General features: G+C 71.5%; 11 protein-coding genes. 4 read left to right on the top strand and 7 right to left on the bottom strand.

The features are described from left to right. Positions 1-4: 4 nt before the first annotated feature. From WME97_RS41685 to WME97_RS41695, 3 genes are all read right to left on the bottom strand, one after another. Positions 5-1693: a metallophosphoesterase family protein gene (locus WME97_RS41685; protein ID WP_437546159.1), complete on the bottom strand. Its 1689-nt coding sequence runs from the start codon at positions 1691-1693 to the stop codon at positions 5-7. 122 nt (positions 1694-1815) lie between these two features. Then, positions 1816-3069 (bottom strand): c-type cytochrome, encoded by a 1254-nt coding sequence (locus tag WME97_RS41690; protein ID WP_437546161.1) that lies wholly within the window; start codon positions 3067-3069, stop codon positions 1816-1818. After that, complete coding sequence (locus WME97_RS41695; RefSeq protein ID WP_437546163.1) at positions 3066-4463, bottom strand: DUF1501 domain-containing protein; 1398 nt, start codon at positions 4461-4463, stop codon at positions 3066-3068. The genes WME97_RS41690 and WME97_RS41695 overlap by 4 nt, the downstream gene beginning before the upstream one ends. Positions 4464-4676: 213 nt before the next feature. On the opposite strand from WME97_RS41695, the gene WME97_RS41700 reads away from it, so the two are divergent. The 4 genes from WME97_RS41700 to WME97_RS41715 all read left to right on the top strand — a co-directional run bounded on the left by WME97_RS41700 (position 4677) and on the right by WME97_RS41715 (position 9175). Then, positions 4677-6377, top strand: a complete 1701-nt coding sequence (locus WME97_RS41700) for an AAA family ATPase (protein ID WP_437546165.1) — start codon at positions 4677-4679, stop codon at positions 6375-6377. Positions 6378-6745: 368 nt separating this feature from the next. Then, positions 6746-7720 carry a tetratricopeptide repeat protein gene (locus WME97_RS41705; protein ID WP_437546167.1) on the top strand — a complete coding sequence of 325 codons (975 nt, stop codon included), beginning with the start codon at positions 6746-6748 and terminating at the stop codon, positions 7718-7720. Between the two features lie 247 nt (positions 7721-7967). After that, entirely contained in the window at positions 7968-8678 is a 711-nt protein-coding gene (locus tag WME97_RS41710; RefSeq protein WP_437546169.1) for a hypothetical protein, read from the top strand. Positions 8679-8689: 11 nt separating this feature from the next. After that, entirely contained in the window at positions 8690-9175 is a 486-nt protein-coding gene (locus tag WME97_RS41715; RefSeq protein ID WP_437546171.1) for a hypothetical protein, read from the top strand. A 66-nt stretch (positions 9176-9241) separates the two neighbouring features. On the opposite strand, the gene WME97_RS41720 is transcribed toward WME97_RS41715, so the two are convergent. The 4 genes from WME97_RS41720 to WME97_RS41735 are packed head-to-tail and all read right to left on the bottom strand — an operon-like array spanning position 9242 to position 14620. Next, a complete protein-coding gene (locus WME97_RS41720) occupies positions 9242-9976 on the bottom strand; it encodes a hypothetical protein (protein WP_437546173.1) in 735 nt (244 codons plus the stop codon). Continuing rightward, complete coding sequence (locus tag WME97_RS41725; RefSeq protein ID WP_437546175.1) at positions 9976-11988, bottom strand: DUF1585 domain-containing protein; 2013 nt, start codon at positions 11986-11988, stop codon at positions 9976-9978. The genes WME97_RS41720 and WME97_RS41725 overlap by 1 nt, the downstream gene beginning before the upstream one ends. After that, positions 11985-13541 carry an ABC transporter ATP-binding protein gene (locus WME97_RS41730; protein WP_437546176.1) on the bottom strand — a complete coding sequence of 519 codons (1557 nt, stop codon included), beginning with the start codon at positions 13539-13541 and terminating at the stop codon, positions 11985-11987. The genes WME97_RS41725 and WME97_RS41730 overlap by 4 nt, the downstream gene beginning before the upstream one ends. Then, positions 13538-14620: an ABC transporter permease gene (locus tag WME97_RS41735; RefSeq protein ID WP_437546178.1), complete on the bottom strand. Its 1083-nt coding sequence runs from the start codon at positions 14618-14620 to the stop codon at positions 13538-13540. The genes WME97_RS41730 and WME97_RS41735 overlap by 4 nt, the downstream gene beginning before the upstream one ends. Positions 14621-14674 lie beyond the last annotated feature (54 nt).

The following is a 14674-nucleotide window of genomic DNA, read 5'->3' on the forward strand; positions in this document are numbered from 1 at the left end:
CGTCCTACGGATGGAGCGGCGGCAGCTGCTCGCGGAAAAACGCGTTGTACTTGGGATCGTTGTACCGCTCGTACTCGATCGCGAACGGGGTCAACTGGCTGACGCCGCCCTTGTACCGGATGGTGAGGGCCATCGGCGTGACCTCGCGGTAGTTGCTGGTCAGCGGCAGGTCGTCGTTGGTCTTCCCGCCCGCGGAGAACAGGGTGAGCAGCACCCCGTCGGGGTCGTCGTGCACGACGCGGAAGCCCTCCGGGACGCGCTCGTGGCCGCGGATCAGCGTGGTACAGCCGAGCTTCTGCATGAAGCTCTTGAACTGCCGCTTGCCGAAGGGGAAGCGCGCCGTGGACTTCTGGAGCTCCGCGGGGATCGCGTCGACCTCGCTGGGGTCGCTCCAGAGCATCTGGAACCGGATCTCCGGGTCGTTGAGCGAGGACACCGACGTCCACCGGGCGGCGATGGTCTCGTCGCGCGGGATCCCCGCGTGGACGAAGAGGATCCGGTCGAAGATCAGCATGTTGGGGAGCGCCTCGAAGAGGCGCATGTAGGCGGCGAACACCTCGTTCGGCGCGATGGCCGCGAGCGAGCTCATCGCCTCGGAGGGCCGCACCGGCGCGAGGACGCGGCCGTTCAGCTCGACGTAGTACTCGTGGTTGCCGCGCAGCACGAAGACGCTCTCGGGCGCGGCGAGGAAGAGCTGCATCACCGTGCGCAGGATCCCGTTGTAGCTGAACCTGCCGCGATCGATGTAGTCGCCGAGGAACACCAGCATCATCCGCGGGTGGTTCGCGGGGTCGTCGCGGTGGGCCTGCACCTTGGCGAAGAAGTCGGCCTGCATCAGCGCCCCCTTGAGGCACGAGTAGCAGCCGTGCAGATCGCCGATGACCAGGAGTTCGACGTCCTCGGCGGGGTCGGGCGAGGCGACGTAGACGTGGCCGTCGAGGAAGGGCGCCTGCCCGGCGAAGCCCGCGAAATCCGCCGCGCCGTCGAGCCGGCCCGCGCCGCGCGCGCGCTGCTCCTCGAGCTTCGCCTCGAACCTGCGCATCAGGTCCATGTCGACCTTGGCCTGCTCCGCGAACGTGGCTGCGTCGCTGGCGTAGTCCCACTCGAACGCCTTGAAGAACGGGTGATCGACCTCGCGCGCCTGCTTGCGCGTGGCCGGATCGATCACCACCGCGCCCTGCTCGATCGTCTCGATGTCGACGTCGTCGATCTCGATCGGGGACGCCGACAGGAGCGACGAGAGCTCGTCGCGGAACCGCTGCTCGTTCGGGTGGACGACGCCGTCGGCGAGCATGAGCTCGTCGACGGTCGCGAGCAGCGCCTTCCGGTTGTCGTCGTCGAAGCCGTCGAGGAGCTCGAAGCAGCGGAGCTTGATCTTGGAGAGGACGAAGTCCTTCGGGTCCTCTCCCTCGGCGACGCTCTCGGTGAAATGGCTCTGGATCTGGTGGTCGATCTCGGAGAAGACCTCGTGGAAGTGGCTGGTCCACCGGCCGACGACGTCCTGGTTCTCCTGGGCCTCGCCGGCGAGGGCGTCGCGCGCGCGCTGCCGGACGAGGTCGTGGATGTAGCCGCGGATGAAGGACTTCTCGGTCGGATCGAGCTCGCCGTCGATGTACCCGAACCCCGTGAGGTAGTAGATGATGGCGTGCATCTGCTGCTCTGCGACGCGCGGATCCGGGCTGAACGACATCATCAGACAGCTCTCCTCTTCGCGATGGTGCCCCAGGGTAGCGCAAGACGGGCGCGCGGCGGCGGCGAGCGCGCCTCACGGCCGCGTGGGCGAGCGCGCATCGCGGCCACGGCGGCGAGCTCACATCACGGCCGCGCGGGCGGCCCTGCGCGCCCGACGAAGGCGCGGATGCGCGCGCGGTCGGCCTCGGACAGCGCGTATCCCGGGGGCGGCATATTCCGCTCGTCCACGACCCGGCGCGCGATGGCCTCGCGGAGCGAGGCCCACGCTGCGGGCGTGGAGAGGTCGACGCCGCCCTCGCCGCGCGGGCGGTGGCAGCGCGCGCACGCGCGGGCGAACACGGGCGCGATCTCGCCCCAGGCGGTCCCGGCGCCGTCCTCTGCGGCGAAGCGCCGGAGGGCGCCCGACGCGAGCAGCCACACGTCGCCGCTCGGCGAGCCGACGAGCCTGCCGCCCTGCGGGAGGGGCGCGCCGTGGGTCTCGCGCGCGCCGGCCTGCTCGAGCACGCCGAGCTCGTCGCCGTCGGCGAACCACGCGCGGTCGCCGGAGACGGCGAGCCCGTGGAGCGCGGCGCGCGCCCGGAACCGGAGGCGCAGGACACCGGCGCCATCCTCCGCGTAGAGCGCATCGGGCGTCGCCGCGAGCAGCGCGCCCGCGCCCGTCAGGGCGAGCAGCGGCGCGACGCCGTCCGCCGGGAGCGGGTACGATCGCAGCGCCCTCGTGGCGACGTCGAGGGCGCCGAGCCCATCGCCCCCGGCCGAGAAGGCCACGCGCCCGGCCCCCGCCGCGAGCGTCGCGAGCGGGCCCGTCGCGTAGCGCGTGACGGTCTCGCCGTCCGCCACCGCGATCTCGCGGTCCAGCGCGAAGGTGGCGCCGCCCTCGCCGAGGCCGATCGCGGACCGCACCGCGGCGCGCTCGAGGCCGTAGCGGTCGGAGACGACCTCGAAGGCCCCCTGGCCCGGGAGCCGGAGCAGCCGGCCCTCGGCGTCGACGCCGACGATCCACGTGCCGTAGCCGTCGGGCGCGGGCAGGGCCGCGGCGCTCACCCAGCGGTGGGGCGCGCGCTCCACCCTGGCGAGCGCGCCGTTCACGAAGACGGCCGCGGCGCCGTCGTGGAACACCACGACGCGGCGCCCGTCGTCGGCGACCGCGCGCACCGGGCCGAGCTCCCCCGGGGACGGCCACACGACCTCGCGCACGACGAGCGGCGGGAGGGGCGCCGCGGCCTGCAACGCGCATCCGGCGAGCGAGAGCGCCAGCGCGGAGGACGAGAGCGCTAACGCGGAGGACGAGAGCGCCAGCGCAGAGGACGAGAGCGCCGGCGCGCAGGACGAGAGCGCCAGCGCGGCGGCCGACGCCGCTCGGCGGAGGAGCGTCACGGCGACCGGAGCAGCTCCGGTACCACCTCGCCGTCGCGCAGGTGCTCGCGCGGGGAGATGCCGAAGGCGAACAGGAAGGTGGCGAGCAGATCCGGCGGGGCGATCGGCCGCGGCCCGCCCTGGAACGTCTTCGCCGGGGCCGGCAGGAGCTGCTCGGGGTCGGTCTTGCCGAACGCGAAGCTCCCGCGGAAGCGCGGGGAGATCACCATGGCGGAGTTGTTGGGGTAGTGGTCGCGGCCCATCGCCGTGTTGAGCTGGGGCGTGCGGCAGAAGTCGCTCGTCACGAGGATGTGGGTGTGATCCGAGAGCTTCTTGCCGGCCCGGGTCGGGTGCGGGGTCTTGTCGAGCGAGCCGAGGAGGGCGGCGATCAGGTCGAAGAGCTCCTGCTGGGTGGCCGCGTGCTGGCGGTAGGTGCTCGTGTGCGTGTCGAACCCGCTGCTCGAGAAGCTCACGCAGCGCACAACGTTCCGCCGCATGGCCTCGATCGCGAACGCGGCGTTGACGGCCGCTTGCCTGGCGTAGCGGGCCGCGTGGTTGAACTCCGGGTGCGCCTGGATGAGCTTGCCCCTGGAGAACACCTCCTGGAGGCCTGAGCTCAGCATCGTGCCCAGCCCTTCCGCCTGGATGGCGAAGCCGCGCAGGGCGTCGGTGTGACTGGATCGCGCGGCGAGGGACCTGGCCTCCTCGGAGAGGAGCGCGGTCACCGCGGCGCGGTCCTCGTCGGTGTCGTAGTGGCGCGCGCGGGAGAGCGAGCGGCTGAGGGTGCCGATCTCCCCGACCATGAGCGGGACGGCGCGCCGATCGAGGCGGTCGCCGACGAACGCCGAGGGGAACTGGACCGAGACGACGGGGAAGGTCTGGCCCGCGCCGAGCTCGCTCCCGCAGATCGCGTCGACACTCGAGGCCACGGTGCGGCCGCCGCTGAGGTGCCGTCCCGTGGTCGAGAACGCCGTGCCATCGGGGTGGCTCACGGTGTTCATCGCCAGGCCGTTGAGGATGCACAGCCGGTCGTGCATGTCCGCGAGGGCGCCGATGCCGGGGCCGAACACGAGGCTCGAGCCCCTGGGCGTGACCGGCGCGAAGCTCTTCGCGCCGCCGGCCGCGGGCGCGTCGACCCAGAGGCGGAGCCCCGCGGTGTCCGTGTTGTCGGTCGTCGCGGGGCTCACGAGGCCCCTGGCCTCGTTCCGAGGATCGGCCCAGAGCGTCACGTCCCAGCCGCCGGACGCGTGGATGAAGAGGAAGAACTCGTCCTCCGCGGCCTTGCCCTGCGCCGCGAGCGCGCGCGCCGGCAGGCCGAGGACGCCGGCGAGCGCCGCGCCCGCGGCGGCCTCGAGCAGCGCGCGGCGCGGGACGGCGAGGCGGCGGGGGCGGGGGCGGGGGTCGTGGCGAGGCATCGGGCGCGCGGCTCAGGATACCCTTCGCGGCCGCGCGCGCCCGCACGACATTGCCGTCGAACGAGCTCGTGCGTGCCGCCTTCGTGACGGCCTCTGGGTTGGTAGGCGCGCGCTGGCGGCCAGAGCGGCGCACGCTGACGGCCGGCGCTGCCCGCTTGCTACTGAGCTCGCCCTTCCTCCATGCTCGTGATGCCCCGCCCGTCGAGCGCCCCCATGGTTCAGTACGTCGCTCTCGGCATCTCCGACTTCCGCGATCTGCGCGAGCGCGGGCTCGCCTACGTCGACAAATCGCACCTCATCCAGGAGCTCCTCGACCGCCCAGGGCTCGTGGGGCTCCTGCTCCTGCGGCCGCGGCGCTTCGGCAAGACGCTGAACCTGTCGATGCTCCGGTACTTCTTCGAGAGGCGCGACGAGGACCTCTCGCACCTGTTCGAGGATCTCTCTATCTGGCGCGCGGGCGAAGCGTACCGGGCGCACTTCCAGCGCTATCCGGTCGTGTTCATGACCTTCCGGGACGTCAAGGCGCCCGCCTTCGAGGCGTGCTGGAAGGCCATCCAGAAGAAGATCGAGGCGCTGTTCGACGAGCACCGGGCGCTCCTCGACGGGGACGCCCTGAGCGAGCGCGAGGCGCGCGATTACCGCGCCATCCTCGACGGCACCGCGGACGAAGTCCTCTATCAGCGCGCGCTCTTCGATCTCTCCGCGTATCTGCACCGCGCCTCCGGCGAGAAGGTCATCATCCTGATCGACGAGTACGACGAGCCGATCCACGCCGGCTTCGTCGGGGGCTACGCCCGCGAGGTCCTCGACTTCTTCCGCGCCTTCCTGACCGGCGGGATCAAGGACAACCCTCACCTGTCCAGGGCCGTTCTCACGGGCGTCCTGCGGATCGCGAGGGAGAGCATCTTCTCGGGCCTCAACAACATCGGTGTCTATTCGCTCCTGCGCACCGAGTTCTCCACCTGCTTCGGCTTCACCGAGCCCGAGGTGATCGCGCTCCTCAAGGACGGGAGCGCGCTCGACAGGCTCGAGAGCGTCCGCAAGGCCTACAACGGCTACATCTTCGGCGAGACCGTGGTCTACAATCCCTGGTCCGTGCTGAGCTTCCTGGCCAGCGACGACAGGCGCACCCGCAGCTACTGGGTGTCGACCAGCGCGAACGAGCTCATCAGAGATTTGCTGGTGCACCACGCGCTCGACGTCGAGGACGACATCGCCATCTTGCTCGAGGGGGGCGCGATCGAGCAGCGGCTCGACGAGAACGTGGCCTTCGACCAGCTGCCGGGCAGCCCGCGAGCGCTCTTTGCCCTGCTCGTGTTCTCGGGGTACCTGCGCGCCGAGGCGGTCGAGGCGGGGACGACCCTCGTGCCGGCGTATCGATTGTCGATCCCGAACGACGAGGTGCGCGAGGTCTATATCAGCACCTTCCGCGACTGGATGGAGGGGCGGCTGTCCGGGCAGGGCGCGAGCTCGCGGCGGCTGGTGCGGGCGCTGCTGAGCGGCGATGTGGCCACCTTCGAAGAGCAGCTCCGGGCGTTCGTCGTGAACGTCCTCTCGTACCATGAGGCGCGCCGCCTCGGCCCGGAGGAGGTCTATCACGGGTTCGTCGCAGGCCTGCTCGCCACGCTGGAGCCCGACTACGAGGTGCGGTCCAACCGCGAGTCCGGCGAAGGGAGGCCCGACGTGCTGGTGCGGCCCCGACAGCCGGGCAAACCCGGCGTCGTGCTGGAGATGAAGGTGGCGCGAGGCGGCCAGACGCTGGAGCAAGCGCTGGAAGAGGGGCTGTCGCAGATCGACCGCAGGGACTACACGGCCGAGCTCCGCGCCGCTGGCGCGTCTCCGGTGCACGCGCTCGCGGTGGCGTTCAGCGGCAAGCAGGTGGCGGTGCGCGCGGCGGCGAGGGGCAGCCGATGATCCTGACAGCAATCCTGGTGCTCAGACGCGGACAGCGGAGCGCCCGCCGGTGGAGGTGTTCGTCAACCCGGCGGTAGCGCGCTGCGACCTCCTTCGCACCGTCCCGTCCAAGGGCCATCCTCCGCGCGGGTGCGATTCCGGAAGGATGAGCCGGCCATCGATGCGGGTGGGATGAGAAATTTCGTCGCCGAAATGCAATGCAACGCCAGGTGCCTCGTGGCATCGCTCACGCGCCGGGAACGCTGGCCAGGCACACACGGAGGATGGTAGAGAGCGAGCGTGACGCTGGCGCGCGGTCACGTGCGTTGGCGCGCCCGAGGTGGAGCGTGCGAGGTCCTCGATCAGCATCCTGGCTTCCGTCGTGGGCAGTGTTGCTGCTCGCGGCTGCTTCCGCGCGTGCGGAGGCGCCTCCGAAGCGCTCACGAGCCGTCAAGGAGCTCATTCGCGAGGCGGGGGCGGCGCTGGATCGGCTCGACGTCGCGCGAGCCCGGGAGCTGTGGGGCGAGGTGTACGATATCGAGCGGTCGAACGTCGCGATGTGCAACATGGGGCAGCTCGACCTGCGGATGGGCCGCTGGGAGGAGGCCGTTGTGGAGCTCTCGCAGTGCGTCGAGCACATGCCGGCCCCGCGCACGGAGGTGGAGCGGCGCCTGTATGACCACCGGCACGCCGACCTCGCCCGGGCCCGGCGGCGCGTGGGTGAGGTGGTCCTCATGCCGCCGCCCGGCGTCGTGGGCATGTTCGTGAACGGCCGGGGGCTGAAGGACGGCAGCCGCGTCTACGTGAGGCCTGGCCAGCACGAGGTGATGGCGGTCGGGCAGGAGGGGCAGGTCGCGCGCGCGGGTGTGAGGGTGGAGGCGGGCGAGTCGAAGCAAGTGCCGCTCACGTTCGACAAGCCGGCACAAGCGCCGGAGGACCACGCTCAGCCGCCGAAGAGGGCTTCCGGGCCTGGAGCGCCCGGGCCTGCGACACAAAAAGGGCCGCCGCAGGGCGCAGGCCGGCCCGGGCCGGACTTCCGGATCGTCACGACGGGCGCGGTGGCCTCGGTCGGGTTCTTGGTGGCAGGCACCGTGTGCTTGCAGAGCGCGCAGGGGTACGGGCAGGAGGCGACGGCGGCTCGACATCATGCCCGGGTGATGGGCGCGGTCGACCCCGCATTTCAACCCGACTACAACGAGATGATCGATGCTGCCGCAAACGAGAAGCTGATGCGTCTCCTGGGTACCAGCGCGTTGATCGCTGGGGCGGCAGCAGGCGCGGCCACCCTCGTGTACGTCTGGTTGCCGAACGACGCGCAGATTCGAGTGACGGCGCACGGCGCGGAGCTTCGCGTTCGATGGTGAGCGTCGGCGATGTCGCTTTGGACCGTCAGCGAGTGAGCATGCCGACGCTGGCACGGAGGCCTTTCTGATGCGGCGTCCGATGTTGCTGTTCGTCTCCGCGATAACGCTGCTCGCGTGCGAAGACGAGTGGTTTGTGCCGCTGCTGCCGCCGCCGGCCGATTCGGCTCCAGTGCTGTGGATGTGGGTAGGTGCGGAGGACGATGCGCCTCCCTGTATCGACGGCCAGCCGCCGAAGTGGGAAGGCTGGATGGTTGACGCGCCTAAGGGGCTGCCGGACACGTGCGATGCGTGCGAATGCGGTCCGGCGGCGTGCGAGCTGCCCTCCACGGTCATGGTGAACGCGATGACCTGCCCAGGCGGAAGCACCTCGATCGCGCTCGACGCCGGAGCGGGATGGGATGGGACGTGCGCTGCGCTCCCGTCGCCCGTCCAGCCGGACGATTTCGCGTCCGTCGTCTACGTGCCGCCGTCACTCTCGCCGTGCACCCCCTCGGCGACATTCGAGCCGCCGCCCGTTCCTGCAAGGTTCGTCCGGGTGTGCGCCGGCAACACGGCGCAGGAACCGCCGGGGTTCATCCCCTGCATGCAGGCCAGCAGCGAGGGGACCTGCAGGCGTGGCCTGACACGACACGAGTTCTTCGAACAGCTGATCGACAACCGCGCCTGCGCTCCGTGCGAGTGTGGTCTCCCAGCGGGGGGCAGGTGCGTCGCCGACGTCGGCTTGTATGGGGACAGCGCATGCAGCGACCGCATGGACGCGGGGCTCCCCGTCGGCCTCGGGGAGACGGCCTGCGCGGACGTCACCTCACCCCTCCCGCTCAGCGCGATGCGCGCCACGCTCGTGGAGGAAGAGCCAGGCGCCTGCTCCCCCAGCGTCGCTGCCGTGCTTGGCACCCTGGAGCAACGCGAGCCGCACATCGTATGTTCCTATTCCGAGATCTGGTGGGACACCCCGTGAGGCGGATGACGATGTCCATGTCGAGCGCGCGGCTCACGCTCCTGGCCGTGCTGTCGCTGCCAGCGATGGCGTGCGCCAACCATCCGGACATCGCGGGGAAGGCGGTCGTCTCCCTCGACGGTGAAACGCTGAGCTACGATACCGGCGATGATGGACGGAGGTTCGTGAAAACAGGGGAGAGGTGGTCGACGGGGTGCTACCTGAAAGACTCCTTGCCGGAGATGTCCCTGGACCGCGCGCGCGACGACGACCCGCCGATCAGCTCAATTGTATTGCTCGTCAAGCGCGAGGATGACGGCGGCGAACCTCTACCGAATGTCACGATGCACGCAGGAGAGGATTTCTACGATGGCTTTTGCCACGTCGTGGCGACGATCGGCAGCGACCCGCGCGAGGTGGAGTTCTCGACGGGCGATTGCGAGCTGCAGCGAGCCCTCGACGGCCATCCCGCGCTGCTCGTCTCCGCTCTGTTTCACGTCAAGGAGTGCGACGAGTAGGTCACGACCGGCGCGGCCGGAGCCACGCGCGGCGCCGGCCGCGCCGTGAGCCCGCTGATAGTACCCCTAATACAGATGAAACTCCGGGTGCCGCACGAGCCCGTAACAGACGGCCGCCCACCCCGCCTCCTCCGGCGAGAACCGCGACCTCGCCGCGCCCTTCGCGCGGTGCCGCGCGACCGTCCCCTCGTACAGCGCGAAGAACTTCCCCTGCCGATCCGGCGGCGCGAGGCGTGCCGGGTAGCTCAGGAACGTCCGGTGCAGCACGTCGAAGCGCGGGGCGAACGCCGCCTCGTCCGGGTCCTGCGCGGGCAGATCGAACGCGAAGATCAGCCGCCGCTCGATCGGGACGCGCTCCTTCGCCTTGAGATCGTGCTCCAGGGCGCGGTCGCAGAGCGCGATCCCGAGCCGCTCGAACGCCGCCAGCATGAGCGCGTTGGTCTGCGTGGCGCGCGGGAGATCCAGGCCGTGATCCGGGAGCCCGAGCGCCGCGAGGTAGTCGCCCCACGTGTCGAACAGCGCTGCCTTGTCGTCCCCCCGCGCGCGGCGCTCGACCTCGGCGGGCGCGAGGCCGCCGAAGAGCCGGAGATACGTCCTCAGGTACGCCTCGGCAGGGATAAGCCGCAGATCCTCCCTCGGAGCCCGGCTCTGCGCGACGCGCCCCGTCTCCCGGAGCGGCGCAGCAGGCCGCGGCGCAATGGCCTCCGGCGGGCCGCACGCGCCGGCCAGCGCGGCCACCGCGGCCACGCCAGCGAGGGCGAAGGCCCCCGTCCGCCCGGGCGCCCTCCCCCGGCCCTGCATCACCGCGCCCCCTCGCCGCGCGTCCCGCCGCCCCGCTCCCCCGCCCCGCCCTTCGCCGCCCCGCCCCGCTCCGCCTCGCCCCTCACCGCCCCTCCCCGCTCCAGCGCAGGCCGCACGTTGCTCGCGCGCGCATATGCCGGCGAGCGGACGATCGCCTCGACCAGCGGCCGCATCCGGTAGCCGCGCGACACGAACCGCTCGCGCAGCGCGCCGAGCAGCGCCTCGTCCTCCTCGCGCAGGGGCCGCCCCAGGAACGACTCTGTGACGCGCGCGACCGCGCACGACGCGAACTCCGGCATACGCGTGAGATCGGCCGCGGCGCCGGCCGGGCCGCGCTCGGCGTGATCCGCCGAGGCATAGGCGCCCCGCAGCACGCCGCGCTCCCGGCTCGAGAACACAGGGTCATAGAAGCGCTGGCACGATTGCCCCGTCTTCCCCTCCGCGTTCAGCTTGCACACCGGGTTCTCGATCGGGAACCGCTCGGCGGGCAGATAGGTCCACGTCGTCTCCTCGACCCGCGTGAAATACGCCGCGAGCGGCTCCAGCGTCGCATGACAGCTCGCGCAGCCCGGCCGGATCATGAGATCGGGCTCCTCCGACGGCGGGAGCTCCGCGTGCTCGGCCGTGAAGCTCTTGCACAGGAACGCGCTGTAGAGCGCCGCCGCCCGCGCGCGCCGCGAGGAATACTTCGTGAGGAACACCGGCGTCGTGAGGATCCCCGCCGCGCGCGGCCCGCGATCGGGGATGAACGTCCAGGTCGAGACGTCATGCGGCGCGACGACCGGCGGCACCGCGCCCGGCAAGAACAGGGGCGCCTCGTCCTCGCGCATCCCATACGATGGATGCAGCGAGCAGCACGCCGCGGGCGCGCTCGACCGGTAAAACTGCGCGAGCGGCCCGTTGATGAACGTATAACGACCGGTGAGGATCTCCCGGAAATCGCGATCCGCCGCGAAGACGTGATTCATCGTGTGAATCGCCTCCTGCGACCACCAGAACTTGTTCCAGCCGCTGATCGTGTGCGGCGCGGAGCCGATGGGATCCTCGATGCCGAGCGGGGTATTCGCCGGCAGCACGAAGGCGCGCGGATCCCTGCCCGCGCTGTCGGCGGGCAAGCAATGCTCGAGGCCGATGCCGCAGCCGCAATCGACGCTCATCACGGGCGCGAGCGCGCTCCGGCACGAGATCGGCTCGCCCCGGTGCGCCTTCGCATAACGATCCTCGCGCACCGGCGGGCGCGCGCGGCCCGGCGGCAGCGGAGCCCCCTTCGGCGGCGGGGGGATGTCGCTCGCGTAGATGTGGCCGACCTCGGCCGTCTGCGCCTCTTCCTTGCAGACCCGGACCTCGACGGTCGGCGTCTTGCCGTCCGGCTCGACAAGGAGCTGCGGCAGCGGGACATAGGCGCTGTCCGGGTCCTTCCACCCGTCGCCATAACGCTGCGTCGGGACGACGGAGAGGTAATCGCGATAGAGCCAGTAGGGGCGCACGAGCGTCGTCCGCTCGTCGAGCAGCCGCTGGGAGATGCGGGCGGGCGTCCCCTTGATGGGCGCGTAGGCCGCCACCCCGAGCCCGCTCTCGGCGTCGGAGAAGCAGAACTCGCCGTCGATCACCGGGTTCAGGCGGCGCTGGTTGACGCGGTAATAGACATAGAGCGGCTTGCCCTCCGGGCCGAGCACCTGCACCCGGCGGAGCGTCGTCGCAGGCGGCGTGAACAGCCCCGCCGGGCCGAGCTCGAGCCGCAGGACATCCATGTAGATGCGCGTGAGCCGCTCGGCATACCCCGGGCCGTCGAGGTGGCGCTCTATCCAGGCGTCCAGATCGAAGCCCGGCGACTCGAGCTCTGCGAGCTCCTCGCGCGTCGGGAGCCGCCCCTTCAGATCGAGGGAGAGCGCCCGGAAATACCGGTACTGCTCCAGCGTCGGCGCGGCGGCGGACGGCGGCGCGAACGAGGCCGCGGCCGCCGCCGCGAGCGGCGCCGCCACGGCCAGCGCGCGCAGCGCCCTCCCCCTCATGCGTCGACCTCCTCCGCGGCGGGCGGCGGGGCCTCCTCGCCGGGGAGCACCCCGGCCATCAGCATCCCGAGCTCCGTCCGCGATACGGCGCCCGCGTCCCGCGTCGCCACGATCTCGCCCCGGTACATGACCGCGATCCTGTCCGACAGCGCCAGGATCTCGTCGAGCTCCGCCGACACGAGCAGCACCGCCGCCCCCGCGTCACGCGCCGCCACGATCTCGCGGTGGATGTGCTCGATCGACCCGACGTCCACGCCCCGGGTCGGCTGGCTGGCCACGAGCAGCTCGACGGGGCGGCTCATCTCCCGGGCGAGGATCACCTTCTGCTGGTTGCCGCCCGACAGCGCGGAGACGGGCGTCCCCGGGCCGGGCGCGCGGATGTCAAAGGTCTTTATCAACCGCCTCGCGTTCTCCTCGCGGGCGTCGTCGCGGAGCACGCCCCGCACGGCGAAGGGAGCCTTGTAGTAGGTGCACAGCACGAGGTTGTCCGCGATCGCGTACGAGAGCACGAGCCCGTGGCGCTGGCGGTCCTCGGGCACGTGCGAGACGCCGCGCTCGATCAGGGCGCGGGGCAGCGCGCCGGTGACGTCGCGGCCCCGGAGGAGCACGCGCCCGGCGCGGGGCGGCGAGAGGCCGGTGATGGCCTCGCAGAGCTCGGTCTGGCCGTTGCCCTGCACGCCGGCAATCCCCAGGATCTCGCCGGCGCGCACCGAGAAGCTCACCTCGCGCACCACGTCGGCGCCCGATCCGCGGCGGCCCGCGACGCCGAGGCGCTGCACCTCGAGCACGACGTCCTTGGGGCTCGCCGGGGCCTTGCTCACCTGGAGCGCCACCTCGCGGCCCACCATCATCGCCGCCAGGCCGCGCTCGTCCGTCTCGGCCGGGATCGCGGCGCCCACCACGCGCCCGGCGCGCATGACCGTCACCCGGTCCGCGACAGCGAGCACCTCCCTGAGCTTGTGCGTGATGAACAGGACCGAGACCCCCCGCGCCGTCAGCCCCCGCAGCACGCGGAACAGCTCGTCCGCCTCCTGGGGCGTGAGCACGGCCGTCGGCTCGTCGAGGATCAGGATCTCCGCCTTCCGGTAAAGAGCCTTGAGGATCTCCACCCGCTGCTGCACGCCGACCGGGAGGTCCTCCACCCGGGCGTCGGGATCGACGTCCAGCCCGTGGCGCGCCGAGAGCTCGCGGACCTCGGCGCTCGCGCGCCGGCGGTCGAGCAGGGCCCCGCGCACCGGCTCCGCGCCGAGCACGACGTTCTCGGCCACCGTGAACACCGGGATCAGCATGAAGTGCTGGTGCACCATGCCGATCCCGAGCGCGATCGCGTCGATCGGCGAGCGCAGCGCAACCGGGCGCCCGCTCCGGAGGAGCGACCCCTCGTCCGGGCGCAAGAGCCCGTAGAGGATGTTCATCAGGGTCGACTTGCCAGCGCCGTTCTCCCCGAGCAGGGCGTGGATCTCGCCCTTTCGGAGGTCGAGATCGACCTTGTCGTTCGCCAGGACGCCGGAGAACCGCCGGGTGATCCCCCGGGCCTCGAGGACGGCCGTCACCGCCGCCCCTCCCGCTCGTACGGCAGGCCGTCGGCGGCCGGCGGCGTGGTCTTGCCGATGACGCCGGTCAAAAGCAGCAGCGTCAGGAGATAGGGCACCAGCCCGACGACCGACGATTGCTGCAGGAACGACCACGACGGCGGGATCTGGTCGCGGAAGAGCTGCAGGTTGATCTGGAACGCCTGCGCCGCGCCGAAGACGAGCGCCGCGGCCCACGAGCCGAACGGCGTCCAGTCGCCGAAGATCATCGCCGCGAGCGAGATGAAGCCGCGCCCGTTCGTCATCAGCGGCTCGAAGGACGGCACCGACTCCAGCGTGAAATACGCCCCGCCGAGCCCGGCTATCGCGCCGCCGATCACGACGTTCACGTAGCGCACGCGGGCCACGTCGATCCCGACCGTCGCGGCCGCGCGGGGGTGCTCGCCCACGGCCCGCGCGCGCAGGCCCCACCGCGTGCGGAAGAGCACGAGGTGCGTCAGCGCGACCAGCGCGATGGCGGCGACGGCGATCGGCTGCTGCTCGAACACGGGGCCCACGACCGGGATGTCCGCGAGCAGCGGGACGCCGATGCGCGGAAGGACGCCCGGCGCGTGAGGCACCTGCCCGCCGAACACGCTGCCCGACCCGAAGAAGAGCTGGCGGTTGAAGAAGCCGGTGAGCCCCACGGCGAGCAAGTTGATCACCGTCCCCGCGAGGATCTGGTCCACCGAGAAGGTCACCGCAAGCGCGGCCAGCAAGAGCCCCAGCGCGGCGCCGGTGGCGACCGCGATCACGACGCCGAGCAGCAGGCTCGGCAGCGGCGGGAAGCCCAGGATCGAGCTCGCGTAGATCGACCCGAACCAGCCCGAGAACGCCGCCGCGAGCATCATGCCCTCGATGCCGAGGTTGACGACCCCGGAGCGCTCGCAGAAGACGCCCGAGAGGGCGCCCAGGGTGAGCGGGGTGGCGACGGCGAGCGTCGTGGCCGCCATGCTGGCCACGATCGTCAGCGGCGGCACCTGCGACGCGCCGACCAGCGTCACGACGAGGACCAGCACGCCCACGACCACCGCGATGAATGCGTAGCGTCGATAGCCCATCTTCGTCCTTCCCTGCTCCCGTTCCCCGCTCCGGTCCCCTCGCTCGATCCGGCG

It is taken from the genome of Sorangium sp. So ce367 (assembly GCF_051520455.1).
Lineage (GTDB): Bacteria > Myxococcota_A > Polyangia > Polyangiales > Polyangiaceae > Sorangium > Sorangium cellulosum_B.